Genomic DNA, 25,843 nt, shown 5'->3' with positions numbered 1-25,843 from the left:
GGCCGCCCCGTCGGGCCGGCACCGCTGCTGGTGGGCGGCGGCGCGCTCGCCCTGCTCGGCCTCGCCTTCCTGACCGGCGCGCTCCGGCACGCCCGGCGCTGCGGAAGGGCCCCGGAGCGTGGTCGTTCCGCAGCGGCCGGTCGGCGGTCCGGTCAGCCGGGGTGCCGGCTGAGCAGGTCGGCCGCCGCCGACTCGGCCCGGGACAGCGCCTGGCCGACCCGCTCCGCCCGCCGGCCGCCCGCGTGGGCCAGGTTGCCGGTCCCGCCGGCACCCCCGCCGATCAGCCGACCCGGCTCCGCGAGCAGGTCACGGGCCCGGCCGCCCCGGTCCAGCAGCGTCCGGTCCAGCCCGGCGACGAGCTGCGCCCGCTCGTCGTCCGCGGTCGCCAACACCACCACCGTCGGGGTGCCGGCCGGACTCCGCGCCAGTACGCCGCTGGCCACCGTCCGGAGTTCGGTGGGGGTCAGGTCGTCGCGCCGCGCGCTGACCAGCCAACCCGAGCCGACCGCCCGGCGTTCCGCGACCAGCGTCCCGGCGATCGAGTCGAGTTCGGCCCGCCGGTACCGGCGCAGCGCCGCCTCGGCCGCGCCGAGCGCGTCGAGCCGCTTGCCGAGGGTGTCGAGCAGCTCCTCGGGTCGGGCGCCGACGAGCCGGCCGACCTCGGCCAGCAACCGCCGTTCGGTGTCGGCGTGCCGGAGCGCGTCCCGGCCGGTCAGCGCCTCGATCCGGCGTACGCCGGTGCCGACGGAGGACTCGCCGAGGATGCGTACCCGCCCGGCCTGGGCGCCGTGCCCGACGTGGGTACCCCCGCACAGCTCCCGGGACGCGTCTCCGATGTCGACGACCCGGACCTGCTCGCCGTACCGGTCGCCGAAGAACGCGGTGGCGCCGGCCGCCTCCGCCTCGGCCCGGCTCGCCTGCCAGACCCGCACCTCCGGGTCGGCCAGCAGGTAGTCGTCGACCAGGGTGCCGATGGTGTCGAGCGCGGTCTCGTCGACCGGTGCGAAGTGCGCGAAGTCGAACCGGAGCCGGCCGGGCGCGACCAGCGAACCCTGCTGGCGGGCGTGTGGGCCCAGCACCCGGCGCAGCATCGCGTGCAGCACGTGCGTCGCCGAGTGGGACCGCTCGGTGGCCGCCCGCCGCTCGCCGTCGACCTGCGCCGCGACCGGCTCGCCGGGGCGTACCTCGCCGGAGGCGACCCGCCCGTACTGCACGTGCAGGCCGTCCAGCCCGTACCGGGTGTCGGTGATCTGGACCAGCCCGCCGTCGGCGGTCCGGACCCGTCCCGCGTCGCCGACCTGCCCGCCGGACTCCGGATAGAAGGGGCTGCGCCGGAGCACCAGCTCGACCCGGTCGCCCTCGCCGGCCGACTCGACCGGCCGGCCGTCCCGCAGCACGGCAAGTACCTCGGTCTCGACCTGCCGGTCGGTGTAGCCGACGAAGTCGGTCCGACCGTGCCGGGTGAGCAGCTCCCGGTAGCTCCGGATCCGGTGCGGCGCCGCCGCGGCGCGGTCCCGGCCGCCGTCGCGGGCGCGTCGGCGCTGCTCGTCGAGGAGCGTGGCGTAGCGGTCCCGGTCGACGTCGAGCCCGGCCGCCCGGGCCGCCTCGACGGTGAGGTCGATCGGGAAGCCGTAGGTGTCGTGCAGCTCGAACGCGGTCTCGCCGGAGAGCCGGCCGGTGCTCGTCTCGCGGGCCCGGCCGATCGCCGCGTCGAGCAGCCGGCCACCCTGCCGGAGGGTACCCGTGAAGGTCTCCTCCTCGTGCGCGGTGACCGCCTCGACCAGCTCGCGCTGGGCGACGAGTTCGGGCCAGGCGGTGCCGAGGTTCGCGATCACACTGCCGGTGACCGCGCCCAGCACCGGTTCCTCGATGCCGAGTGTCCGGGCGTGCCGGACCGCCCGGCGCATGATCCGGCGCAGTACGTAGCCGCGTCCCTCGTTGCCGGGGAGCACACCGTCGGCGATCAGGAACGCGGCGGTCCGGGCGTGCTCGGTGACCACCTGGAACGACACCGACTCGGGGCTGCCGTCCCGGCCGGGGTACGGCCGGCCGGCGAGTTCGGCCACCACCCGCAGGGTCGGGGCGAGCAGGTCGGTCTCGCAGACCGTCTCGACGTCCTGGAGGATCGTGGCGAGCCGGTCCAGGCCCAGCCCGGTGTCGATGTTGCGGCTCGGCAGGTCGCCGAGGATCGGGAAGTCCCGCTTGACGCCGCCCGCGCCGCGCCGGTGCTGCATGAAGACCAGGTTCCAGAGTTCGACGTACCGCTCGTCGTTCACCGCCGGGCCGCCCTCGGGCCCGAACGCCGGACCCCGGTCGTAGCAGAGTTCCGAGGAGGGGCCGGACGGTCCCGGTGTGCCCATCGACCAGTAGTTGTCGGCCATGCCGAGGCGCTGGATCCGCCGCTCCGGCACGCCGACCCGGCGCCAGAGGTCGACCGCCTCGTCGTCGTCGGTGAAGACGGTGATCCACAACCGGTCCGGGTCGAGCTGGTAGTGCCGGGTCAGCAGCTCCCAGGCGTACCCGATCGCCTCGGCCTTGAAGTAGTCGCCGAAGGAGAAGTTGCCGAGCATTTCGAAGAAGGTGGCGTGCCGGCTGGTCCGGCCGACGTTGTCGATGTCGTTGGTGCGTACGCACTTCTGCACGCTGGTCAGTCGCGGTGCGGGTGGCGTGGACTCGCCGAGGAAGTGCGTCTTGAACTGGTTCATCCCGGCGATGGTGAGCAGCAGCGCCGGATCGTCCGGGATCAGTGGACTCGACGGGACGGGAGTGTGGCCGCGCTCGGTGAAGTAGTCGAGGAAGCTGCGGCGGATGTCTGAGGATCGCATCGGAGAGGCCCTGTCGGGTGGGGTGGCGAACGCGTACCGGAGCCCGGCACGGCGGAAGCCGTACGGGGTCCTCGCGGTGTCCGTCCGGAGGCGTTCGCGCGGAACGTGGCTGGCCGGGGCCGAAGGGGCGGTACGCCGAGCCGGGCCGAGGGGGTCAGGCGAGGACGCTGTCCTCGTTCCCCAGCTCGGCGTGGCTAGCTCGCCGCCCTGCCGCCGCCATCGTCCACTCCGTCCGATCCGTGGCCGGCTGTTCCGGCCACCCCACCGCCGAGGCGACGCCGTCCGTCTGGCGGCGCGGCCGTGGCGATCAGTCGAGCGTAACCCGGCCCCCGACGGATCGCAGGCCGTTATTTTCCGTCAAGCCCACCTTGACAGCGATTTCTGTCAAGGCTAGCTTGACAGCATGGATCGATTCTTGGAAACCGCGCTCACCGTGGACGTCACCTCCGCCGCCGTGGCGGCCGCCGACGCCGCCGTCAACGAGGCGAGCCGACAGGCCGACCTGCTGATCGGCGGCCGGCCGGCCCCCGGCAGCCCGGAGTGGGCGGCCGAGCAGGAGGGGGCGGCCGGGCGGCAGCGCGAGATCGCGTCCCAGTTGGTGCACTTCCGGATCGTGCTGGCGTCCGGCGTCGACCCGTTCGGCAGCGTCGTCGGGCTGCGCCGCTGGGGGGTCACCTGGGAACTGATCGCCCGGGCGGCCGGGGTCAGCCGGCAGGCGGCACACGAGCGCTGGGGTCGGCGGGTGCTGGAGACCCTGGACCCGTACGGCACCGGTGAGCTGGGCGGGCCGGTCGCCGACGACGAGGCGGACCTGCGGACCACGGATGGGGGTAGCTGATAACCCCAGCGGGGTTATAGTGGGGGCAGTCGCGGTACCGACAGGAGGAGTCCGGGATGCCGAAGATCAACGTCTATCTGCCCGACGAGCTGGCCGAGGCGGTACGGGTCGCCGGGATTCCGGTCTCGGCGGTCTGCCAGCGCGCACTCGAACAGGCCGTACGCCGGGTGACCGCGATCCGGGAGACCGCCCTCGGCGACCTCGACGACGCCGACCTGGCCACCCGGCTGCCGAACTTCACCCCCCGGGCCCGCGCCACGGTGCTGCTCGCGGTCGACCGGTCCCGGGAGGAGGGTTCGGCGGCGGTCGGCACCGCCCACCTGCTCGCCGGGATGCTGGCCGAGGGCACCAACCTGGCCCTGCACGTCCTGCGGGTCGAGGAGATCGAGCCCGATCGGGTGCTCCAGGACCTCGCCGGCCAACCCGCCGCCGAGCCGGGCGGCGACCCCGACGACAGCCTGCACTTCAGCGGCCCGGCGGCGAACGCCCTACAGCTGGCCGTCACCGAGGCGACCGCGTTCGGCCACAACTACGTCGGCTGCGAACACCTGCTCCTGGGGCTGGTCGCCGAGCCCGACGGGGTCGGCGGGCAACTGCTGCGGTCACTCGGCGCCGAGCTGCGACTGACCCGCCGGGCCGTGGCGGCGGCGCTGGCCGGCTACGTCCACCTGCGGGCCCAGACCCCGGCGGAGCCGCCGTCCGGCAGCGCCGCGCCGTCCCCCGAGGTCGCCGCGCTGCTGGCCGCCGCGGTACGCCGGGAACTCCAGCCGATCGTCGCCCGGCTCGAACGGCTGGAGGAGCGGGCCGGCCGGACCGACGCGGTCGACTGACCGGGCGGGTTCGGATGCGCAGGATCGTGCCGGCGGTCGCCGCGACGGTGACCTTCCTGCTGGTACTCGCGTTGCCGTTGCTGACCGACCTGCCCTAGCGCGGGTCCGCCACCGGAGAGGATCTTCACGTGCCCGGTCGGGTACTGCTGCTCGCCACCAAGGACACCATCGCCTACTCGACCGGCCCGGGACGGGAGGGCGTCGCCTCCGGGGCGGAGTTGCTCGGCACGATCCCGCCGGAGCGGCTCGCCGCCGAGGTGACGGTCGAGGACGTACTCGCCGAGCCGAGCTGGGACACCACCCCCGGCACGATGCTCGGGCTGGCCCGCCGGGCCCGCTCGGCGATCCTGGCCGACGGATTCGACGGGGTGGTGGTCAGCCACGGCACCGACACCCTGGAGGAGACCGCCTACCTCACCGACCTGCTGGCCGGCCCGGCCGCCGTACGCGGCACGATCGTCTTCACCGGCGCGCAACGGCAGTTCGACGAACTCTCGCCCGACGGGCCGCGCAACCTGGCGTCGTCGATCGCCGCCGCGGCCGACCCGCTGCTGCGTGGGGTCGGCGCGGTGGTCTGCGTGGACGACGAACTGCACGCCGCCCGCTGGGTGGGCCTGGTCGACGCCACCACGGTCCGAGGGTTCTCGTCGACACCGTTCGGGCCGCTCGGCCGGGTGGTGGGGGAGCGGGTCGAGCTGGTCGGCCCGACACCGCCCCGGCCACCCGAGGCGTACGGCGAGCCGGAGTCGGAGGTGGCGCTGCTGAAGACGTACCCGGGAATGGACTCCGGGCTGCTCGGCGCGGTGGTGGACGCGGGCGCCCGGGGCGTGGTGCTCGAAGGGACCGGGCCGGGCAACGTCCCGGCCGCCCTCTTCGCCGCGATCGCCGAGCTGACCGACTGGGACGTCCCGGTGGTGGTCGCCTCCCGGTGCCGGACCCGGACGGTCGACCTGGCGGAGCTGCCGCCACCCGCCGGGCTGGCCGCCCGGGTCGGCGCGATCGGCGCCCGGGGCCTGCCGGCCGGCAAGGCGCGGGCCGCGCTGATGGTGGCCCTCGGCGACGGCGGCGGTGTGGCGGCGGCCCGGGACTGGTTCGACCGGCTGGTCCCGCCGCCCGGTCGGTGAACCGCCGGCGGCCCGGGTCGCTCCACTCTGGCCGGACGACGAGCGGTCGTCCGGGAGGTGCAGTGCCCGGACCCCGGCTGCCGGGACGGTGTCGCCGGTCGATGTTCGCGTAGGCTGCGGCGATGACCGGCACCAATCCGCAGGCGGCCCGGAGCGGGCGTGGCCGGGTGCTCACCGTTGCCAAGATCGCCCGGTTGGCCGGGGTCTCCGCACCGACGGTCTCCCGGGTCATCAACGGGCAGACCGGAGTGGCGCTGGAGACCCGGAAACGGGTCGAGGCGATCCTGCGGGAGCACGGCTACCGCCGGCCGGGCGGGTCGACCTCGGTGGCGATCGTGGAGCTGGTCTTCCACGCCCTGGAGAGCCTCTGGGCACTGGAGATCATCCGAGGCGTCGAGAAGGTCGCCCGGGAGCACGACCTGGCCGTCGTACTCACCGAGATGCAGGGGCGGCTGACCCCGGGGCGGGCCTGGACCGAGCAGGTGCTGACCCGGCGGCCGATCGGGGTGATCGCGGTCTTCTCCGAGCTGACCGTCGCACAGCAGTCGCAGCTTGCCACCCGGTCGATCCCACTCGTCGTGCTGGACCCGACGGGGGAGCCGCTGCACCAGACCCCCTCGGTCGGCGCGACGAACTGGAACGGCGGGCTGGCCGCCACCCGGCACCTGCTCGACCTCGGGCACCGGCGGATCGCGATGCTGAGCGGACCACCGGAGTGGCCCTGCTGCCGGGCCCGGCTCGACGGATACCGGGCGGCGATGGACGCCGCGGGGGTACCGGTCGATCCCGACCTGGTGCGGATCAGCACCCTCTACGTCGAGGGCGGTCTCGCCGACGGCCGGGAGTTGCTGGCGCTGCCCGACCCGCCCACCGCGATCTTCACCGCCAACGACCTCCAGGCGCTCGGGGTCTACGAGGCGGCCCGGCGGGCCGGGGTACGCATCCCGGACGAGTTGAGCGTGGTCGGCTTCGACGACCTCTCCTTCACCCGCTGGTCCGGACCGCCGATGACGACGATCCGGCAGCCGCTGGAGCAGATGGGGGCGACCGCCGCCCGGATGATCATCGACCTCGCGGCCGGCCACGCGCTGGACCAGCATCGGGTCGAGCTGGCCACCGAACTCGTCGTGCGGGAGAGCACCGCCCCGCCGTCGGGTCGTACCCCCGCCTGAAAACTCGCGCCGACCCCGCCGGCCGGTTGGTGGGCCCGCGCCGCGACATCCCCACCGAACTCATGTCGGTCAATGTCTTGTGAATTGAAACATTCCCATCGATACTTTGGGATGTTTCAAGTGGCAGGACGCCCCGGATCGCCGTCCGTGATCGCGCCTCGCCGGGTGGAGAGAGGATCGGGATGCGACGACTCGTACGCGCACTCGCCGTCGCGACCAGCGCGGTGCTGCTCGGCGCGGGCATGGTGAGCCTGACGGTGGCCACCCCCGCCTCGGCGGCGGCACTGACCGAGGTCACCAACTTCGGCACCAACCCCAGCAACCTGCGGATGCACCTGTACGTGCCGGACCGGTTGGCGGCGCGTCCCGCGATCGTGGTCGCCGTGCACTACTGCACCGGTACCGGACCCGCGTTCTACTCCGGCACCCAGTTCGCCGCACTCGCCGACCGCTACGGCTACATCGTCATCTACCCCTCGGCGACCCGCAGCGGCCAGTGCTTCGACGTCTACTCCCCGCAGGCGCTGCGTCGCGACGGCGGCAGCGACCCCGTCTCGATCATGTCGATGGTCCGGTACGTGCAGCAGCGCTACAGCACCGGACAGGTCTTCGCCACCGGTGTCTCCTCCGGCGGCATGATGACCAACGTGCTGCTCGGCAACTATCCGGACGTCTTCACCGCCGGAGCCGCCTTCGCCGGTGTGCCGCACAGTTGCTTCGCCACCACCGGCGGCTCCACCTGGAACAGCGAGTGCGCCAACGGCCAGATCATCCGGACCGCCCAGCAGTGGGGCGACCTGGTCCGGGCCGCGTACCCGGGCTACACCGGCGCCCGACCCCGGATGCAGCTCTGGCACGGCACCAACGACGAGACGCTGCGCTACGCGAACTTCGGCGAAGAGATCAAGCAGTGGACGAACGTGCACGGGCTGAGCCAGACCCCGACCTACACCGACACGCCGCAGTCCGGGCACACCCGCACCCGGTACGGCGGCAGCGGCCCGACGGCGCCGGTCGAGGCGATCAGCATGCAGGGAGTGCCGCACAACCTGCCGGTGAACGCGGCCGAGGCGATCCGCTTCTTCGGGCTGGACAGCACCCCGTCACCGACCGCCACGCCGACGCCGACCAGGACCCCGACCGCCGGGCCGACGAACACGCCGCCACCCACCCAGACGCCGACCCCACCGCCGGCCGGCGGCTGCGCGGTCAGCTACACGGTGAACGCCTGGAGCGGCGGGCTGACCGCCGCGATCACCATCACCAACCGGGGTACCTCGGCCATCAACGGCTGGACGCTCTCCTTCACCCTGCCGGCCGGGCAGACCATCACCTCGGGCTGGAACGCCTCCTACAGCCCGAACAGCGGTGCGGTGACCGCCCGCAACGCCGGCTACAACGGCACGATCGCCCCGAACGCGTCGGTCGGGATCGGCTTCCAGGCCAGCCACACCGGCAACACCGGTAGGCCGGCCTCGGTCAGCCTGAACGGGACGGCCTGCACGCTGAGCTGACCGGAGACGTACCCCGGTCGGCCCCAATCCGTTATCGAAGCGCGACGGGCCGCGCGAGGGAGGGGCGGGTTGCCGGCGGATGATCCCCCGCCGGCAACCCGCCGTCCCGTCCGGCGAACCCGCTCGAACCGGCGTACCGGCCGGGCTCGCACCGGCGTACGGGTCGCGCTCAGTCCGCCTCGGCGGCGCGGCGGGCCCGGGCCCGCCGCTTGCCCTCGTGCATCGCCTGCACCCGGGCGACCGGGATGGTGTGCCCCTCGGCGACCAGGTCGGCGGGGAGCCGCTGCGGCTGCGGCATCCGCTCGGTCCACGGGTCGTGCCCGGCCAGCAGGCGCGGCACCGTACGCAGGGTGAAGTCGGCCGGAGTGACCCGGTCCAACTCCTCCCACGGCACCGGAAACGACACCGGCACCCCCGGCCGGAGCCGGGGACTGTACGCCGAGACCACCGTCGCGCCGCCGGACCGGGTCGAGTCGACGAAGACCCGCCCACCCCGGTCCTCCCGGATGAAGGCCGTGGTCGCCAGCGCCGGATCCAGCCGTTCCGCCCGGGCCGCCAGCGCCCGGGTCGCGGCGGCCACGTCCTCGATCGGCGCCTCCGGGTCGACCGGTACGAAGACGTGCACCCCCTTCGCACCGCTGGTCTTCACCACCCCGGACAACCCCGCCTCGTCCAGCACCTGTCGGACCAGGTGCGCGGCGCTCACGACCAGCGGAAACGTCTCCGGTGCCGGCGGGTCGAGGTCCAGCACCAGATGGGTCGGGCGGTCCCGCCGCTGCGCCGTGACCAGGGTGGGGTGGTATTCCACGGCCCGCTGGTTGCCGAACCACAACAGGGTGCGCCGGTCGTTGCAGAGGGCGTACGACACCTCGCGGCGGGACGCCTCCGCCCAGAGCGTCACGGTCGAGACCCACGACGGGGTGTAACGCGGAACGTTCTTCTGCATGAACGGCGGCTGGCCCCGGAGCACCCGGATCACCGAGAGCGGCCGGTCCCGCAACTGGCCGATCAGCGGGTCGCGCACCTCGTCGAGATAGTCCACCAGGTCCCGCTTGGTCGCGTCCGCCCCGTCGAAGAGCGGCTGGTCGAGGTTGGTCAGCGAGACCCCGTCGCGTACCTCGTCGGCTCTGCCCGTCATCGAACCACTCTCCCGGGGTGCCGCCGCGCGGTCAACTCGGCCGGACCGCCGCGCACCGGACCGCCGCGCACCGGGCCGGGCGCCGTGGCCACGGCGGCACGCGGGCGCGACCCGGTCAGCCGACGACCAACCGGACGCTGTGCCCGGACTCGTCGTTGCGGAAACTGACCGTCCCGGTCAGGCCGGTCAACTCGCCGGTCCCGGTCCCCGGCACGATGTTCCCGAAGGTACGCGGAGGCTCGACGTCCAGGCCGGCGTGCTGGAAGACGACCGTCCCGGGCCGCCCGTCGATGCTGCCGGTGAAGCGCTCCGACGCCACGTATCCCCGGTTCGCCGCGGTGAGCAACTCGGCGACGCTGGTCCCCTCGATCACGCCCCGGAAGCTCTTCCGCACGGTCACCCTGGCCAGGGTGCCGCCCTCGGCCGGCTCGTCGTAGGGCTGCTCGTCCCATCCGGTCACCTCGAAGTCGGCGGTGAACTCGGTGCCCGGAGCGAGGGCGTTCTCCGTCTGTCGCATCATGTCGGCATCGGTCATGCCGGCATCGTAGGTCGGCCCCCCGACAGCGAATCGGGTGTTCGCGCCACCGCCGGCGCCGGCGAATTCCTGGTACATCACGTGCAGGCCGACCCGGCCCAGGGTCGGATGGGCGAAGGCGCCCGGCACCGTACCCACCACGGCGAAGCCGAGCCGCCGGTAGAGCGCGACGGCCGATCGGTTGGACTCGGCCACGGCGTTGAACTGCATGCCGGCGTACCCGTGCCGTCTCGCCCAGTCCAGGGCGTACCGGCACAACGCCGTTCCGACGCCCCGCCCCCGGGCGTCGGCGGCGACCATGAAGCTGGCGGTCGAGACGTGGCCGCCCGGACCGGGCCGGTTCCGACTCATCTTGGCCGTACCGAGCAGCCGGTCCTGCTCGACCGCCACCACGGTCAGCCCCGGCGCCGACTCGACCCAGATGTCGTACCCCTGCTCCGCCGTCATCCGAGGGTCGTAGGTGAACGTCTCCCGGGCCCGTACGACGTCCCGGACGATCGGCCACACCCGGGGCCAGTCGGCCTCGGTGAACTCGCGGATCAACACGCCGCGAGGCTAGTGCCGGGGCCACGGGCGGACAACCGGGATACCGACCCGGACACCTACCGCCCGCGCGGCCGGATCCCGCTGACGTGTCGGGCTCAACCGGGCGTACCGGTGGACTCCGCGACCCGGCCGGTGCCGCTGACCACCCGGTCGATGAAGCCGTACTCCCTGGCCTCGGTCGCGGTGAACCAGCGGTCCCGGTCGGCGTCCCGGACGACCTGGTCGTAAGTCTGCCCGGTGTGCTGGGCGATCATCTCCAGCAGCATCTGCTTGGTGTGCAGCATCTGCTCGGCCTGGATCGCGATGTCGGCCGCGGTACCACCCATGCCGCCGGACGGCTGGTGCATGATGATCCGCGCGTGCGGCAGCGCGTACCGCTTGCCAGGCGTCCCGGCGCAGAGCAGGAACTGCCCCATCGACCCGGCCATCCCCATCGCCACCGTCGAGACGTCGTTGTCGATGAACTGCATGGTGTCGTAGATCGCCATGCCGGCGTAGACCGACCCGCCCGGCGAGTTGATCCAGAGGTTGATGTCCCGCTCCGCGTCCTCGGCGGCGAGCAGCAGGAGCTGGGCGCAGATCCGGTTGGCCACCTCGTCGGTGACCTCGCTGCCGAGGAAGATGATGCGCTCCCGCAACAGCCGGCTGTAGACCGAGTCGTCGAGGGTGCCGTGCGGCTGTTCCCCGCCGCGAGCCTGTGGAGTGTGCGAGCCGGTCGTGCCAGCAACGTCAGTCATGCCAGAAACCTAGTGACGGCCGGCCGGAAGAATCGACGGCTTACGCTGTCAGCGGAGGTCTTCAGCCATCGGCGGAATCCGCCAACCTTCCGGGCCCGGGCGACGGGACAGCGGCCGGGTACATGAGATTTTCGCGGCTGCCGGTCTGCCGGTTTTGCCGGGGTGGCTCGCGCGGGCCGTGGGTCCGGAGGAGGTGCGCCCGGCAGGATTCGAACCTGCGACCAACTGCTTAGAAGGCAGCTGCTCTATCCGCTGAGCTACGGGCGCGGGGACGTGGTCGTGTGCCCCCGCAGGTTACCGTTGCCGGGACAACGCCTCGACGAGGACGTGACGATCTGGCCAGCACATACTAGGTTTCGAAGCGTGCAGTTGACGAGCACAATGTTTCTGCCGCTCCTGGTCTCCACCGAAGACACCAGGTACGGCGAGAACCACCTGCTCGAAGACTTCACCCAGGACCTCGACGTCGGCTATTCGTTCGGACCGCCGTACGGTAATCGCCTCGTCACCTGGGATGACCTTGACGAGCTTGAGATCAGCCAGGCCGAGTTGCGGCAGGTGGCCGTCGACAATCTCTACCGGCTCCTGCCCAGGTTGCGGATCGACGGGCAGCCGCCCGCGCCGATGCTCTCGTTCGGCGGACTGGAATCCACGGTGCTGCTCGCCGCCGAGGTCTGGGAGGACCTTGAGCGGTCCGTGCCGGGCGAGCTGGTCGTCGGCGTACCGGCCCGGGACGTGGTGATAGTCACCGGTACGGCGTCCCGACCGGGCATGGAGAAGGTACGGCGGGCGGTGGACCGGATCTTCTTCGCGGGCGACCAGAATCTGCTCAGTCGTGAGCTGCTGGTGTGGCGGCAGGGCGGCTGGTCGCCGTATCGGGCGACGGCGGAGCCGGAACCGCAGCCGGACCGGTGGGAGGAGCCGGCTCCGGAGCCGGATCGCCGGCCGGCTCCTGAGCGGGACCGCGACCTGCGGCCGGCTCCCGAGCGGGACCGCGACCTGCGGCCGGGTCCTGAGCGGGACCGTGATCTGCGGCCGGGTCCTGAGCGGCTCCGGGGGGCTCGCCGGGGGGACCCGGAGCGGTTCCGGGACCCGCAGCCGTTCCGGGAGTCGGGGCGGTTCCGGAAGCCGGAGCGGTTCGCGGAGCCGGAGTCGGAGCCGTTCCGGGAGTCGGGGCGCTGGCGGGGCGGGGCCCCGGGACCGGCGCCCGAACCTGAGATCGAAGCTGAGCCGGAGCGGTGGCGGAGTGCCCGTCGAGCGGAGGAGCCGGGTCCGGCTCCGGGGCGGCGGCGAGCCGACTCTCGGCCGGGGCCGGGGCCGGGGCCGGAGTCCGGATCGGAGCCGGATCGGTGGCGGGACGACCCCCGGCCGGCGTCCGGGGCGCCTCGGGCCCGGTGGCACGGTGGCCCTCCGGAGCCTGATCAGGAGCCGGAGACGGAACCCGGGCCCGAACGGGGTCGGTGGCGGGCCGCCTCGGGGTCGGAGCCGGGTCCGTACCGGGTGCCCCGGCAGCGTTCGTCCGGGGACGGAGGGACGACGGACTGGCCGGAGCGGCCGCCGGTGCGGGGCTCGAAACGACGTAAGCCGAGGCCCAGCGGGCCAACTCGGTGAAGACCCGCTGACGCACCGCCGGCCCGGAGAGGGTGAGGTCGTGCAGGGCACCGTCGAACCGGATCAGTGTCACGTGCCGGCCCAGCTTCGGCGCCCACCGGGCGATGTGCTCGACGTCCAGTACGGCGTCCGACCCGGTGGCGGACTCGTGCCAGGTCCGGCCCCGGAAGGTGCGCTCGGAGATACTCACCAGCACGGGTACCGGGATCTCCAGCCCGGCCCGGAGTCGCCGCTGCGCCTGTCGGATCGCGGCGAGCCAGCCGACCCGGACCGGGAATCCGCCGACCGGTTTCCAGGTGAGGTCGTAGTTCCATTCGCCCCGGTGCTCGGCGTGCAGGCTGTGGCCGTACACGGCGGAGAGCCGGCGGGGGACGGTCCGGTACGGCATCCGGCGGCTGACCCGGGCGAGCATCGCCAGGGCCGGCCGGCGGACCAGCCAGGGCAGGTTGAGATCGAAGAACGGGCTGTTCAGGAAGAGTCCGTCGACGACTCCGGCGGCTCTGCGCTCGTGTGCCCAGAGCGCGGTGACCAGACCGCCGGTCGAGTGTCCGTTGACCAGCAACGTCCGGTTGCCGTCCGTCTCGCGGATGATCCGGGCCGCCGCGTCGAGTTCCGGGAAGTACTCGGTGACGTCGTGACAGAAGTTCGGCGTCTGGTGCGGCAGCAGGCTGCGTCCGTGCTTGCGCAGGTCGAGCGCGTAGAAATGCCAGCCCTGCTCGACGAAGAAGTCCGCCAGGTGGGTCTGGAAGAAGTAGTCGACGAAGCCGTGCACGTAGAGCACCGCCCGGTCGCTCGGCCGGCTGGCCCGGCGCCGGACCAGGGTGGCCACCACCGGTCCCTCGGCGTCGCGGCCGAGATCGATCGTCTGCCGCTCGTAGGGCGGTCCGAGCAGATCCGGTTCCACCTCCCCGACGCTACTCGGCAATACCAGATCGGTCTTTGATCAGGGCTTTTTCCACAGGGCGTCGGGTTGTCCACAGGCGTGTCGGCCACGGTGGCGGCTTTGCGGGTACGGCGGTGAGGCTGTCGGTCGAGTCGGCTCGGACGGGAACAACTGGATCCCTGTGGAGGGACGATGTTCGACACTTACGTAACGGTTGTCGGCAATGTGCTGACAGCTCCAGAATGGCGGCGTACCACCCAGAGCGGCACCCTGGTGGCCAACTTCAAGGTGGCCTCGACCGCCCGTCGCCTCGATCGGGAGAGCGGCCGGTGGGTCGACGGCAACAGCCTGCGGGTCAGGGTGAACTGTTGGCGCAAGCTGGCCGAGGGGGTTGCCTCCTCGGTGATGGTCGGCGACCCGGTCGTCGTGGTCGGCCGGCTCTACACCCGGGACTGGACCGACGACGCGGGCAACCACCGGACCATGTACGAGTTGGAGGCGGTGGCCGTCGGCCACGACCTGTCCCGGGGAAGGGGGCGGTTCTCGCGCAACCGGCCCTCGATGGCGACCTCCTCGATGGAGGAGGCCGAGGCCGAGGCCCGGGTGCACGGCGAGACCACCGAATCGGTCCCGCCCGACGAAGCACCGGTACTGCCCGACGAGCGCCCGTTCGACGACGACGGCGACTACCGGGGCCTGCCGGTTCCGTCGGGTCAGGGCCTCGACTCCCTGCACCTGCCCGCCGATCACTTCGACGGGCTGGACGGCGTCGACGGGCTGGACGGCGTCGACGCGGCCGATCTCGGGGACGACGAGGTCGCACCCGGCACCAACGGTGCCGACGAGGACGAGCAGGAGTTCCGGGACGGGCCCGACGTGGACACCACGGACCTCGGCAAGACCGGTGGCGCCGGTCGTGGCCGACGTGGTCGTGGCCGTACGCCGGTATCCGTCTGAACCCACCACACATCCGGGCCAGGCACTCCGGTCGGAAAGGGGTCCGATCTCACCGTGCCTGGTCCGGCGGTCCGGTCCGATAGTCGGCCGGACAACGGTTCGCCCGGATCGACGCGGTGGTCGCCTCCGCACCGCCGTCCGGGCTGACCGAGGGTGGGGAGATCGGTCGCGGCACTGGCCGATCTCCCCACCCGAACCGTCTAGGCGGGCAGCCTCGAATTCGCCGCACGGTCTCAAAGCGAGGGGCGATGTGGTACTGGCGAGCGGGTCGCACCGCCGTCGGAGGGCCTCGTGCCCGGGCATCGCAGGGTTCGGCCGGCCCTGCGGGCTATGCCCTTGCCCGGGACGGGCTTCCGGAATCCTCGCGAGACTCCTGATCGCGTCGGGGTGCCGGCACCGCCCCGGTCGCCTGGCTCTCCGAACTCACCCGCTCCGGCCGCTCCTGCCCCGGCCCGGCAGCATCGCCACCCGACACCCCCGCCGGCTCCGTCCCCGCTGGCGCCATCCCCGCCGGCTCCGTCCCCGCCGGCTCCGTCCCGGCGGGCTCCGACCCGGCATCCGGAGTCGGTTCACCGGGTCGGTCGGGCTGCCGTTGCCGTACGACACCGGGCGGCAGCGGTGTGGGTCGAGGTCGACGCCGAGGATTGAGCAGACGCATCATCGGCGTCTCGACGAACCGGAAGAGCAACCAGGCGGCGAACAGGCTCACCACCAGCATGGCGAGCGCGACGGCCGGCCCCTGCCAGCCGGGGAACCCACCGCTGTGCCCGGTGAACCGGAAGATGGCCTTGATCAGGAAGACATGGACCAGATAGAACGCGAACGACACCTCGCCGAGCCAGACCAGGGGACGGGACCGCCACGGGGACCAGCGACCGGTGGTGTCCGCCCGGGCGGCACTGGCGATCACCAGGATGTAACCGAAGGCCAGCACGGTGGTCCAGAGTTCCGCCCGGATCCACTCCATCGACGCCACCCAGATCGCGACGAAGAGACCGGTGGAGAGGAGCAAACCCGGCCCTCGCCACTTCCCCCGCAGCATGAGTTCGGCGGCGGCGACGCCCATCCAGAACTCGAAGGAGCGTACGACCGGGAAGATCTGCGTGAACCACCAGCGGACGGTCTCCGGCAGCAGTTGCTGGCCCGGCCACATCAACAGGATGAGCAGGGGCATGGCGACGAGCACGGCGTAGAGCTGCCACGCCCGCATCCGGCGGATCAGCGGGAGGACGAACGGCAGCGTGAGATAGAAGAACATCTCGCAGGCGAGCGACCAACTGACGTTGTTGATGCTGTAGAAGTAGCCGTCGACCGGGATCCAGGCCTGCACCAGGAAGAGGTTGGCCAGCGCCGCCTTGATGTTGACGGGGTCGGCCCAGTACAACCCGAGGGCGATGACCACGGCCCAGGTGACGACGTGGTTCGGGTAGATCTTCGCCGCCCGACGCCGCCAGAACGCACGCTTCGTGTCGCCGGGCCGGGCGGACCAGACCAGCACGAAGCCGCTGAGGATGAAGAAGAACTGCACCCCGGAGAGGCCGAGCGTGAAGACCCAGTCGACGATCTGGCGATAGTCGGGCTCGGCGACGATCTGCATGGTGCCGATGTGAAAGCCGAAGACCAGCATCGCGGCGACCCACCGCAATCCGGTCAGGGACGGCAGCCGGTGCAGTCCACCGTCCGCACCGCCTCGTCCCGTCCGGCCGGCACCCGCCGCCGAGTCGACGCCGCCCCGCCCGCCGCCATCCCCGGCTCGGTCAGTCTCCGCCGCTCGGTCGATCTGCGCCGCTCGGTCGGCCGGTACGACCCCACCGGCGGCAGCCGATCCGCCCGCGGACTCCCCGGTGACGGCCGTCACACTGGTCATCGGACCTCCTCGCTGGGTACATCGATGGCCAGCACTTACGCCTCCCGTCGGCCGGATTGTGCCGGGTGTCTGGTCGTACGGGGCCTCCCGGCTGGGTACCCCCGCCGTCGCGGGCTCGTCCGCGACCCTATCCGGTGACGTGCCGGCCCGCCGTCGGCGCATCTGCCGGTGCGCCTGCCCTGCCGACGGAGGCACTGGTCACCGGTGCGCCTGCCCTGCCGACGGAGGCACTGGTCACCGGTGCGCCTGCCCTGCCGACGGAGGCACTGGTCACCGGTGCGCCTGCCCTGCCGACGGAGGCACTGGTCACCGGTGCGCCTGCCCTACCGACGGAGGCGCTGGTCAGCGGAGCGGCGATCGGCCTCCGGGCGGCCGGACTAGGCTCCGGCGGGGGAGGTGGTCGCAGTGCGGCCAGACAGCAGGTTGCCCGGAACCGACAGCAGGTCGTCCGGAACCGCCGACGAGGCGGGCTTGCGCGGCAGGATGTGGCCCGCCGGGGCGAACCGGACCGGCAGCCGGGGCGCGGCGTCCGGGTGGCTGGGCAGCGGTGCGGCGAACGCCGCCGGACTGGCCGCCGGCTATGCACTCGACGCGCTCCTCGGTGATCCCCGCCGGGGGCATCCGGTCGCCGGGTTCGGGCAGTTCGCGGCGGCGCTCGAACGGCGGTTGTACCAGCCCCGGCGTACCTCGGGGGCCGGGTTCGCGGCGCTGGCGGTCGGCGTACCAGTGGTGCTCGGCGCGGCGGCGGCGGCCGCCACCCGGCATCGGCCGCTGGCCCGCGCGGCGCTGGTCGCCGCCGCCACCTGGACGGTGCTCGGCGGGCGGACGCTGCGCCGCGAGGCCACGGTCATGAGCCAGGCGCTTCGCCGGGCGGACCTGCCGGCGGCCCGGCAACGGCTGGGCCACCTCTGCGGACGCGACCCTGCCGCACTCGACGAGCCGGAACTCGCCCGGGCCACCGTCGAGTCGGTGGCGGAGAACACCTCCGACGCGGTGGTCGCGCCACTGGTCTGGGGTGCGGTGGCGGGACTGCCCGGTCTGCTCGGCTACCGGGCGGTGAACACCCTGGACGCGATGGTCGGGCACCGCTCGGAGCGGTACGCCCGGTTCGGCACCGCCGCCGCCCGCCTCGACGACGCGCTCAACCTGGTGCCCTCCCGGCTGACCGGGCTGCTCACCATCGGCGCCGCCCCGCTGGTCAGGGGAGACCGGACACGTGCCTGGCACGTCTGGCGGCGCGACCGGGCGGACCATCCCAGCCCGAACGCCGGACAGTGCGAGGCGGCGATGGCGGGTGCGCTGGGCGTCCGGCTGGGCGGCCGCAACGTCTACTTCGGACGGTGTGAGGTGCGGCCCTTCCTCGGCGACGGGCCTCGGCCGGAGGCGCGGCACATCGATCGGGCCGCCCGGCTCTCCGGCGCGGTCGGGCTCGCCGCGCTGGGCGTGACGGTGGCGTACGCGGCGACCAGCCGGCCGCGTCGGGTCACGACCGGTTGGCTGACCCGCCGGTTGACCCGACTCGGTGCCCGGTCCCACATGGAGAGTCCGTCGGGTCGGCGAGCCCGGCCGGGTCGGTGAGCGCCGTGCGGGCCGCGCGCGGTGGACTGCTGGTCGCGGGCACCACCTCGGACGCCGGCAAGAGCGTGCTCACCGCCGGTATCTGCCGCTGGCTGCACCGCCAGGGGGTCAGGGTGGCGCCGTTCAAGGCCCAGAACATGTCCAACAACTCGGCGGTGGTGATCGGGCCGGACGGGCGGGGCGGGGAGATCGGTCGAGCCCAGGCCATGCAGGCCGCCGCCTGTGGAGTGTCGCCGGACCTGCGGTTCAATCCGGTACTGCTGAAGCCCGGTAGTGACCGGTCGAGCCAGGTGGTGCTGCTCGGCCGGGCGGTGGACACCGTCACCGCCGGCAACTTCCGTGCCCTCCGTCCCCGGCTGGCGACGGCCGCCTTCGAGGCGCTCGCCGAGCTGCGCGCGGAGTACGACGTGGTGGTCTGCGAGGGAGCGGGCAGCCCTACGGAGATCAACCTTCGGGACACCGACTACGCCAACATGGGCCTGGCCCGGCACGCCCGACTGCCCACGATCGTGGTCGGCGACATCGACCGGGGCGGCGTCTTCGCGTCGATGTTCGGCACCGTGGCCCTGCTGGACGCCGCCGACCAGGAACTCGTGGCCGGCTTCGTGGTCAACAAGTTCCGGGGCGATCTGGACCTGCTCCGTCCCGGCCTCGACATGTTGAACCGGCTCACCGGACGGCCGACGTACGGGGTGCTGCCGTGGCACGTCGACCTGTGGCTGGACGCCGAGGACTCGCTCGCCTACGGGCGGGTGCTCGGCCGCCCGGCGCCGCCGAAGGGCGGTGAGTGGCTGGACGTGGCGGTGGTCCGGCTGCCCCGGGTCTCCAACGCCACCGACGTGGAGGCGCTCGCCACCGAGCCGGGGGTACGGGTCCGGTTGACCGTCGAGCCGGCCGAGGTGGCCGCCGCCGATCTCGTCGTACTGCCGGGCACGAAGTCGACGGTGGCGGACCTGGAGTGGCTGCGCCGTACCGGGCTGGCCGACGTGGTGCACGCACACGTGGCCGCCGGTCGACCGCTGCTCGGCATCTGCGGCGGTTTCCAGATGCTCGCCCGCAGCATCGACGACGAGGTGGAGAGTGGGCGTGGCCGGGTCGCCGGCCTCGGCCTGCTGCCCATCGAGATCACTTTCGGCGCCGCCAAGACCGTGACGCGCTCGGCGGGCACGGCGTTCGGGTCGGTCCCGGTCCAGGGCTACGAGATCCACCACGGGTACGTCTCCAACGCCGACCCGGCACCGTCGCCGCTGATCCGCTCTTCGGACGGCCGACCGGAGGGAGCGGCGCTCGGTCACCTCTTCGGCACCCACTGGCACGGCGCCTTCACTTCGGACGGGTTTCGTCGGCGCTTCCTCACCGAGGTGGCCCGACTGGCCGGCCGGCACGGCTTCCAGGTCGCCCCGGACACCTCGTTCGCGGCGGCCCGGGAACGCACCCTGGACCTCCTCGGCGACCTGGTGGAGGAGCACCTCGACACCGCCGCCCTGTGGCGGCTCGTCGAGCAGGGGCCACCGGCCGGGCTACCGTTCGTCCCGCCGGGCGCACCGCCGGCCCCCGCCCCCGCCTCCGCCTCCGCCCCCGCCCCCGCCTCCGCCTCCGCCTCCGCCTCCGCCTCCGCCCCGGGCGTTCCGACGAGATAGCCGCCCATTCGACGGGAGGCTCCGGGGCTGCCGGGCGACGGCGGTGGGAGGCTCCGGGCTGTCGCGTCGAGGGCAGGGATCACCTCCGCACGTCGGCCGGGCCGTCGGCACGGGGGAGTCCGGCCCGCCGCCACGCCTCGAAGCCGCCGATCAGGTCCGTCGCCCGCCACAAACCGACGCCGCGGAGGCTGGCCGCCGCCAGGCTGGAGCTGTAACCCTGCCGGCAGACCACCACGACTTCGAGGTCGTAACCGACCGCCTCCGGGATCCGCGACCCGCTCGCCGGATCGAGTCGCCACTCCAGTACGGTCCGGTCGATCACCAGTGCGCCCGGCAGTTCGCCCTGCTCCGCCCGCTGCTGATCGGTACGGGTGTCCACCAGCAGCGCCCCGCGCCGTCCGGCCGCGAGCGTCTCCAGCGGCGTCAACCGGCGTACCCCGACACGGGAGCGAGCCAGCAGTGCGGCCACCCCCCGATCCTGATCCGACACCGGATCAGTGTCTCCCGGCCCAGGTCAGCCCGGAGTAGGGTCGGCCGGATGTCACCCGTGGTCGAGGCGTACGCCGAGTTGGCGGCGCGGATCCTGCGCCGGCCGGCCCGGCTGGGACCGACCCGGCTGGTCGCCGTCGACGGGCCGAGCGGAGCCGGCAAGACCGTCTTCGCCAGCCGGCTGGCGGCCGCGCTCGACGCCGCCCCGGCACTCGACGACACCCTCCGATCCGCCGACGGACCCTCCACCAATCCGGCCGACGGACGGAACCCGCCGCCCGATGGACGGAACCCGCCGGCCGACGGACCGAAGACGCCGGCCGACGGACCGAAGACGCCGGCCGACGGGCCGAAGACGCCGGTGGTGCACACCGACGACCTGCTCGACGGCTGGGCGGACCAGTTCACCTTCTGGCCCCGGCTGGAGGAGTGGATACTCGCCCCGCTGCGGGCCGGCCGCCCGGCACGGTACCGCCGCTACGACTGGACCCGTGGCCGCTTCGGGCCGGACTGGACGGTGGTGCCGCCCGCCCCGGTGGTGATCGTCGAAGGAGTCTCCAGCGCCCGTGCGGTGATCGCCGCCGAACTCAGCCTCGCCGTCTTCGTGACCGCACCGGCGCGGCTGTGCCGGGACCGTACCCTGGCCCGGGACGGCGCCGCGCTGGCACCTCGACTCACGGTCTGGCGTCGCGGTGAGCGGGCGCACTTCGCCGCGGACCGTACCGCCGAACGGGCCGACCTGGTGGTGGACGGCGCCGCCGGCCCTGCGCTGGACGCCGCCGCCTTCGTCCGCGTCCGGTGACGGACTGACCCTGGTCCGCTTATGGACGTATCCGGGTCGCTGCGGCACGATCGGCAGGAGAGGCCGACGCAGCGGCGGGCGGGGGGACACCATGACGACCGACGGCACGAGTCCCACTCCGGCCCGACGGAGGTTGACACTCAGCGGGATCAGCTCCCGCGCCTGGGAGCATCCGGCCGACCGTGGCGCGCTGACCGCGCTGCGCGAGCTGCGCGGCTTCGACGACGTGGTCAAGGCGTTCTTCGGGATGTGGAACGAGCGCGGCTTCCGGCTCTCCTATCTGGCCGCCGCGATCCGGGTCGACCACCGGCAGTATCCCCGGGTCTACCGGCTCTACGCCGAGGCGGGCGCGGCGCTGGACGTGGCCGAGCTGCCGGAACTCTTCGTGACCCAGTCGCCGTGGCTGACCGGTGAGGCGATCGGGCTCGACCGGCCGTTCATCGTGATCAGTTCGGCCGCGGTCAACCAGCTCGACGACGACGAGCTGCGTTTCCTGCTCGGCCACGAGCTGGGCCACGTGGGCAGCGGACACGCCGTCTACAAGACCATTCTGACCATCCTGACCCGATGGGCGGCCAACCTGAGCTGGCTGCCGGTCGGCGCGCTCGCACTCCGGGCGATCATCGCCGCGATGCTGGAGTGGTGGCGCAAGGCGGAACTCTCCGGCGACCGGGCCGGGCTGCTCGCCGGCCAGGACCCGGCGGCGGCGCTGCGGGTGCTGATGAAGATGGCCGGCGGCGGCGACCTGAGCCAGATCGACACCGCCGCCTTCCTTGAGCAGGCATCAGAGTACGACGGCGGCGGCGACCTCCGGGACAGCCTGCACAAGATCCGGATGACCGCCTGGAGTACCCACCCCGTGCCGGTGGCCCGGGCGGCGGACCTGCGCAGGTGGGTCGACTCCGGCGAGTACGCCCGGCTGCTCGGTGGCGACTATCCGCGCCGGGAGGACGACGACCTGACCTCGGTCTCCGCCGAGATCAAGGCTGCGGCGGAGTCGTACCGGGAGGCTTTCGGACGCTCCCAGGACCCGCTGGTCGGTCTGCTGCGCCGGCTCGGCGACGGCGCCAGTGACCTCGGCGAGTGGGCCGGCGGCAGCGCGGGGCGGGCCCGCTCCTGGGTGAACGCGGCGGGCGAGGCCGCCGCCCGGGCCGCCGGGCGTACCCGCCGGGGCGGCAAGCCGGACCCGGCCGGCACCGCCGGTCCGGGCAGCGGGGCCGACGACGACGGGCCGGAACCGCGCGACGAGGAAACCCGGTAGCAGCCGCCCGCCGGCCACCATCCTCGGCGGATGGCGAGCGTCCCCGAGAGTCGGATCGGCGAGGTCGGCGGCGATCGGACGGGCAGGCCCGGGGGACTCCGACGACCGGCGCCGGCCGGCGGCGCATACGATCTTTGCCATGACCACGACTATCCGCACCGAGTCCGAACTGCGTGCCGCGATCGAGCGCGAGCTGCCCGGGGTACGGGCCGACCTGGAGCGGCTGGTCCGGATCCCCGGCATCGCCTTCGACGGCTTCGACCACTCCCAGGTCGAACGGTCCGCCGAGGCGGTCGCCGAACTGCTCCGCGGCTGCTCCCTCGACGTGCGGGTGGTCCGGTCCGGCGGCCAGCCGGCGGTGATCGGCCGACGTCCCGCCCCGCCCGGCGCACCGACCGTGATGCTGTACGCGCACCACGACGTGCAGCCCGTCGGCGACCTGAGCCTGTGGCAGAGCGACCCGTTCGAGCCGGTGGAGCGGGACGGCCGGCTCTACGGACGGGGCGCCGCCGACGACAAGGCCGGCGTGCTGGCCCACGTCGCCGCGTTGCGGGCCTTTGGCGACGCGCTCCCGGTCGGCGTGGTGCTCTTCGTCGAGGGCGAGGAGGAGTACGGCTCCGACTCGCTGGAACGGCTCCTCGTCGAGCACCGGGACGAGATCGCCGCCGACGTGATCGTGATCGCCGACTCCGGCAACTGGGACATCGGCGTACCGGCGCTGACGACCTCACTGCGCGGCATCGTCAACTGCTTCGTGGAGGTCCGTACCCTCTCCCAGGCGGTGCACAGCGGCATGTTCGGCGGCGCGGTACCGGACGCGCTGACCACGCTCTGCCAACTCCTCGCCACCCTGCACGACCCGGCCGGCGACGTGGCGGTGGAGGGGCTGGTCAGCACCCCGGGGGCCAGCGTCGACTATCCGGAGGAGCGGCTGCGTACCGAGGCCGGAATGCTCGACGGCGTCTCGTTCATCGGCACCGGGCGGCTGACCGACCGGTTCTGGAACAAGCCGGCGATCTCGGTGATCGGGCTGGACGCACCGCCGACCGCCGAGGCGCCGAACGCGCTGGTTCCGTCGGCGAAGGCGAAGCTGAGCGTCCGGCTGGCCCCGGGCGACCAGGCCGCGAAGGCGTACGCCGCGCTGACCGAGCACCTGCGCCGGCACACCCCGTACGGGGCGAGCGTCACCGTGACGCTGGAACACGACGGCGAGCCGTGCGTGATCGACGCCTCCGGCCCGATGTACGACGCCGCCCGGGCCGCCTTCCGGACCGCCTGGGACGGCGTCGAGCCGGTGGACATGGGTGTGGGCGGTTCCATCCCGTTCATCGAGACGTTCCGCCGGATGTTCCCGGACGCCGCGATCCTGGTGACCGGGGTCGAGGACCCGTACGCGCGGGCCCACGGGCCGAACGAGAGCCTGCACCTGGGCGAGTTCGCCCGGGTCTGCCTGGCCGAGGCGCTGCTGCTGGCCAAGGTCGCCGAGGCCGCCGCCTGACCGTCCGCAAGACCGCCGTATGACCGACGTCGGACCCTCCTGAGCTGGCCCGGGAGTCGGGGCCTCCTGAGCTGGCCCGACGCCGGGCCCCTCCTGAGCTGACCGCCCGGGGGTCGGGACCGGATCGCCGGTCACGACCCCCGGAGCACGCCCGCCTCGGCGGTCCCTGCCGCCGGGCCTCCCTGCCGGCTACTCGGCGGACGGAGGTGCCGCCGGCCGGCGCCGCCGGCCGAGTAGCAGCAGTACCGCACCGAGGAGCAGGGCGCCGGCCCCGACGGCGGCGATGGGGCCGGTCCGGACACCGGTGATCGGGAGTCCGTCGTCATCGTCCGCGCCGCCACCGCCGCCCGGCTGGTTGATCACGAGCTGTGCGCTGTTGCTCTTCGGACCGGTCTCCGTGGAGGGGCCCAGACCGCGGATAGTGATCTTGCCGTTCGTACCCGGCGTCGACGTGATTTTCACCCGTACGACCGAGGAGACCACGCCCTCGCCGGAGGCGGTCGCCAGCCACCGGCTGTCGGTACCGCAGTCGACCTCGGTCGCTTCGGCGATCTGCTCACCCTGCTCGTCGCGGAACGTGCACCACTGGCTGGGCAGCAGCACGGTGCCGCTCGGCGCGACGATCCGCCAGGCGGCACCGCCGTCCGACGGCCCGTGGTTGGTGATCGTGTACGGCACATCCACGGTGTCACCGACCGAACCGGTGACCTCGGTTGCCCGTACCTCCAGATCCTGGCTGTTGGGTTTGGTCCAGATGCTGAACTGGTCGACGTTGGGCTCCGCCCCGGCGGCCGCCGGGGACGGCGCGGTGCTGCCGGTCGTGGCCCGCCCCGGCGTGGTCCGCGTGATCCGGTCGCGTTGCCCGCTCCCGGCCCGCTGCTCCGCCCTGGTCCGCAGCTCGGCGACCCTGTCGGCCAGCGACGGCCCGGCCGGCGCTTCCGCCCGGCGCTGGGCCTCGGGGAGCGGCTGGTCCAGCTCGCCGACCTCGAACCGCCCGGTCTGCTCGGCGGGCCCCGGCAGGTTCTTGCCGAAGACGACGTTGAACGCCGCGTCGCCGGAGACCGGGTCGGAGAAGGCGACCCCGGAACCGGGTTCCAGGATCAGGTGCATCTGGCAGGTCACCCGCTGCGGGCCGTAGACGTAACCCGTGGGCGGCTCGCCGGGCAGATCGTCCTCGTAGACGCAGTCTCCGTAGCGCTCGACGAAGGTCGCCCCGAGCGGGAGGGTGATCGTCAGAGCGAAGCCGGGCAGCGTCCGGGTGCCGAAGTTGAAGACGGTGGTGTGCAGCGGGCGCCGGTCACCGCCGCCGACCCGCTGCGCCTCGGAACCGATGTCATCCACCTCGGCCACCAGGCCCGAGCCGGTGGCCCGGATCGTCACCGGAAGCTCGTACGTCGCCGAGACCGCGCCGTCGGGACCCTGGCCCGTGACGCTGACCCGGACCACCCCCGCCGGACCCGGCCGGGCGTTCGGGCCACTGCGCAGCATGAACGGCTGGACCACCCGCTCCTGCCCGGCCGCCAGTTCGCCGTGCCGGCAGTCCGCCGCCTTGCGGGACTGGTAGCAGTCCTCGGGGCCGGCCGGGACCACGAAAATGACGTCGTCGGTGGTGGGCTGGGCGTCGTAGACCGCACCGACGTCGGTGGCCGGTGCGTCCCCGGTGTTGCGCAGCCGGAAGCCGATGGTGGTGCCGGCGGCGTCGATCGTCGCGTCGACGGCGCTGGTGATCTGCAACTGTGGCTGTGCGGCGGCGTGCGCCGGGCTGGGTGCGGCGGTGAGGGCGAGCGTCGCGAGCACTGCGGCGGCAGCCGCGCCGAGCCGGCTGCCTGGGCGGAGGATGGCGTTCGTCATGACTCTCCGGGGGGTCTCGCCGGAGCCCGGGTCCGGGAACGGACCGCGTCTGGCTGGAGGGGAGTGTGGACAGAGGACGGATGGATGTCCGTACCCGAAGATAGCCCACTCGTCTCACGAACGGAGGTTCGCGGGAAGAAAGCGGAG

18 protein-coding genes, 1 tRNA gene and 2 pseudogenes are annotated in these 25,843 nt (G+C 73.1%); 11 read left to right on the top strand and 10 right to left on the bottom strand.

Features of this window, described 5'->3' with window-relative positions; genetic code table 11:
* Positions 1–152 precede the first annotated feature (152 nt).
* On the bottom strand, positions 153–2,825 hold the full coding sequence (gene alaS / locus C6361_RS30890; protein WP_107269890.1) for an alanine--tRNA ligase: 2,673 nt from the start codon (positions 2,823–2,825) through the stop codon (positions 153–155).
* 403 nt (positions 2,826–3,228) lie between these two features.
* Here alaS and C6361_RS30885 point away from each other — a divergent pair, with 403 nt between their 5' ends.
* From C6361_RS30885 to C6361_RS30865, 5 genes are all read left to right on the top strand, one after another.
* The gene (locus C6361_RS30885; protein ID WP_107269889.1) at positions 3,229–3,663 is read left to right on the top strand and encodes a hypothetical protein; all 435 of its coding nucleotides are present in this window, start codon (positions 3,229–3,231) and stop codon (positions 3,661–3,663) included.
* 56 nt (positions 3,664–3,719) lie between these two features.
* Positions 3,720–4,493, top strand: coding sequence for a Clp protease N-terminal domain-containing protein (locus C6361_RS30880; RefSeq protein WP_107269888.1), 774 nt, complete (start codon positions 3,720–3,722; stop codon positions 4,491–4,493).
* A gap of 128 nt (positions 4,494–4,621) precedes the next feature.
* Entirely contained in the window at positions 4,622–5,617 is a 996-nt protein-coding gene (locus C6361_RS30875) for an asparaginase (protein ID WP_107269887.1), read from the top strand.
* Positions 5,618–5,739: 122 nt separating this feature from the next.
* Positions 5,740–6,789, top strand: coding sequence for a LacI family DNA-binding transcriptional regulator (locus tag C6361_RS30870; protein WP_107260135.1), 1,050 nt, complete (start codon positions 5,740–5,742; stop codon positions 6,787–6,789).
* A 182-nt stretch (positions 6,790–6,971) separates the two neighbouring features.
* Positions 6,972–8,303 carry a PHB depolymerase family esterase gene (locus C6361_RS30865; RefSeq protein ID WP_107260133.1) on the top strand — a complete coding sequence of 444 codons (1,332 nt, stop codon included), beginning with the start codon at positions 6,972–6,974 and terminating at the stop codon, positions 8,301–8,303.
* A gap of 169 nt (positions 8,304–8,472) precedes the next feature.
* On the opposite strand, the gene ligD is transcribed toward C6361_RS30865, so the two are convergent.
* The 6 genes and pseudogenes from ligD to C6361_RS30840 all read right to left on the bottom strand — a co-directional run.
* Positions 8,473–9,441, bottom strand: a complete 969-nt coding sequence (gene ligD, locus C6361_RS30860) for a non-homologous end-joining DNA ligase (protein ID WP_107260131.1) — start codon at positions 9,439–9,441, stop codon at positions 8,473–8,475.
* Positions 9,442–9,556: 115 nt separating this feature from the next.
* Positions 9,557–9,958, bottom strand: coding sequence for a DUF3224 domain-containing protein (locus C6361_RS38530; RefSeq protein WP_234359682.1), 402 nt, complete (start codon positions 9,956–9,958; stop codon positions 9,557–9,559).
* An 81-nt stretch (positions 9,959–10,039) separates the two neighbouring features.
* Positions 10,040–10,522 (bottom strand): annotated as a pseudogene (locus tag C6361_RS38525) (N-acetyltransferase family protein); the annotation flags it as partial.
* 95 nt (positions 10,523–10,617) lie between these two features.
* A complete protein-coding gene (locus C6361_RS30850) occupies positions 10,618–11,259 on the bottom strand; it encodes a ClpP family protease (RefSeq protein ID WP_107269886.1) in 642 nt (213 codons plus the stop codon).
* A 194-nt stretch (positions 11,260–11,453) separates the two neighbouring features.
* Positions 11,454–11,526: transfer RNA gene (locus C6361_RS30845), tRNA-Arg, on the bottom strand.
* A gap of 1,231 nt (positions 11,527–12,757) precedes the next feature.
* Positions 12,758–13,774: pseudogene (locus C6361_RS30840) on the bottom strand (alpha/beta hydrolase); the annotation flags it as partial.
* Between the two features lie 171 nt (positions 13,775–13,945).
* Between C6361_RS30840 and ssb the strand changes: the two are divergent.
* Complete coding sequence (gene ssb, locus C6361_RS30835) at positions 13,946–14,710, top strand: single-stranded DNA-binding protein (RefSeq protein WP_107269885.1); 765 nt, start codon at positions 13,946–13,948, stop codon at positions 14,708–14,710.
* Between the two features lie 328 nt (positions 14,711–15,038).
* Here ssb and C6361_RS30830 read toward each other — a convergent pair whose 3' ends face one another.
* Positions 15,039–16,577 (bottom strand): acyltransferase, encoded by a 1,539-nt coding sequence (locus C6361_RS30830; RefSeq protein ID WP_234359128.1) that lies wholly within the window; start codon positions 16,575–16,577, stop codon positions 15,039–15,041.
* 471 nt (positions 16,578–17,048) lie between these two features.
* Between C6361_RS30830 and C6361_RS30820 the strand changes: the two genes are divergently transcribed.
* Both C6361_RS30820 and C6361_RS30815 read left to right on the top strand, forming a co-directional pair.
* Positions 17,049–18,155 (top strand): cobalamin biosynthesis protein, encoded by a 1,107-nt coding sequence (locus tag C6361_RS30820; protein WP_234359127.1) that lies wholly within the window; start codon positions 17,049–17,051, stop codon positions 18,153–18,155.
* Between the two features lie 5 nt (positions 18,156–18,160).
* Positions 18,161–19,795, top strand: coding sequence for a cobyric acid synthase (locus C6361_RS30815; RefSeq protein ID WP_107271288.1), 1,635 nt, complete (start codon positions 18,161–18,163; stop codon positions 19,793–19,795).
* A 79-nt stretch (positions 19,796–19,874) separates the two neighbouring features.
* Here the strand turns inward: C6361_RS30815 and C6361_RS30810 are convergent, their stop codons facing one another.
* Positions 19,875–20,285, bottom strand: a complete 411-nt coding sequence (locus C6361_RS30810) for a rhodanese-like domain-containing protein (protein WP_107263324.1) — start codon at positions 20,283–20,285, stop codon at positions 19,875–19,877.
* Positions 20,286–20,333: 48 nt separating this feature from the next.
* Between C6361_RS30810 and C6361_RS30805 the strand changes: the two genes are divergently transcribed.
* From C6361_RS30805 to C6361_RS30795, 3 genes are all read left to right on the top strand, one after another.
* The gene (locus tag C6361_RS30805) at positions 20,334–21,086 is read left to right on the top strand and encodes a uridine kinase (RefSeq protein WP_107269883.1); all 753 of its coding nucleotides are present in this window, start codon (positions 20,334–20,336) and stop codon (positions 21,084–21,086) included.
* A gap of 91 nt (positions 21,087–21,177) precedes the next feature.
* Complete coding sequence (locus tag C6361_RS30800; protein ID WP_107263326.1) at positions 21,178–22,347, top strand: M48 family metallopeptidase; 1,170 nt, start codon at positions 21,178–21,180, stop codon at positions 22,345–22,347.
* A gap of 139 nt (positions 22,348–22,486) precedes the next feature.
* On the top strand, positions 22,487–23,845 hold the full coding sequence (locus tag C6361_RS30795; RefSeq protein WP_107269882.1) for a dipeptidase: 1,359 nt from the start codon (positions 22,487–22,489) through the stop codon (positions 23,843–23,845).
* 189 nt (positions 23,846–24,034) lie between these two features.
* Here the strand turns inward: C6361_RS30795 and C6361_RS30790 are convergent, their stop codons facing one another.
* A complete protein-coding gene (locus C6361_RS30790) occupies positions 24,035–25,696 on the bottom strand; it encodes a peptidase (protein WP_159079574.1) in 1,662 nt (553 codons plus the stop codon).
* Positions 25,697–25,843 lie beyond the last annotated feature (147 nt).

This window comes from Plantactinospora sp. BC1, from assembly GCF_003030345.1.
Classification (GTDB): domain Bacteria; phylum Actinomycetota; class Actinomycetes; order Mycobacteriales; family Micromonosporaceae; genus Plantactinospora.
The sequence above is the reverse complement of the archived record's forward strand: the minus strand, read 5'-3'. Positions and strand labels throughout refer to the sequence as shown.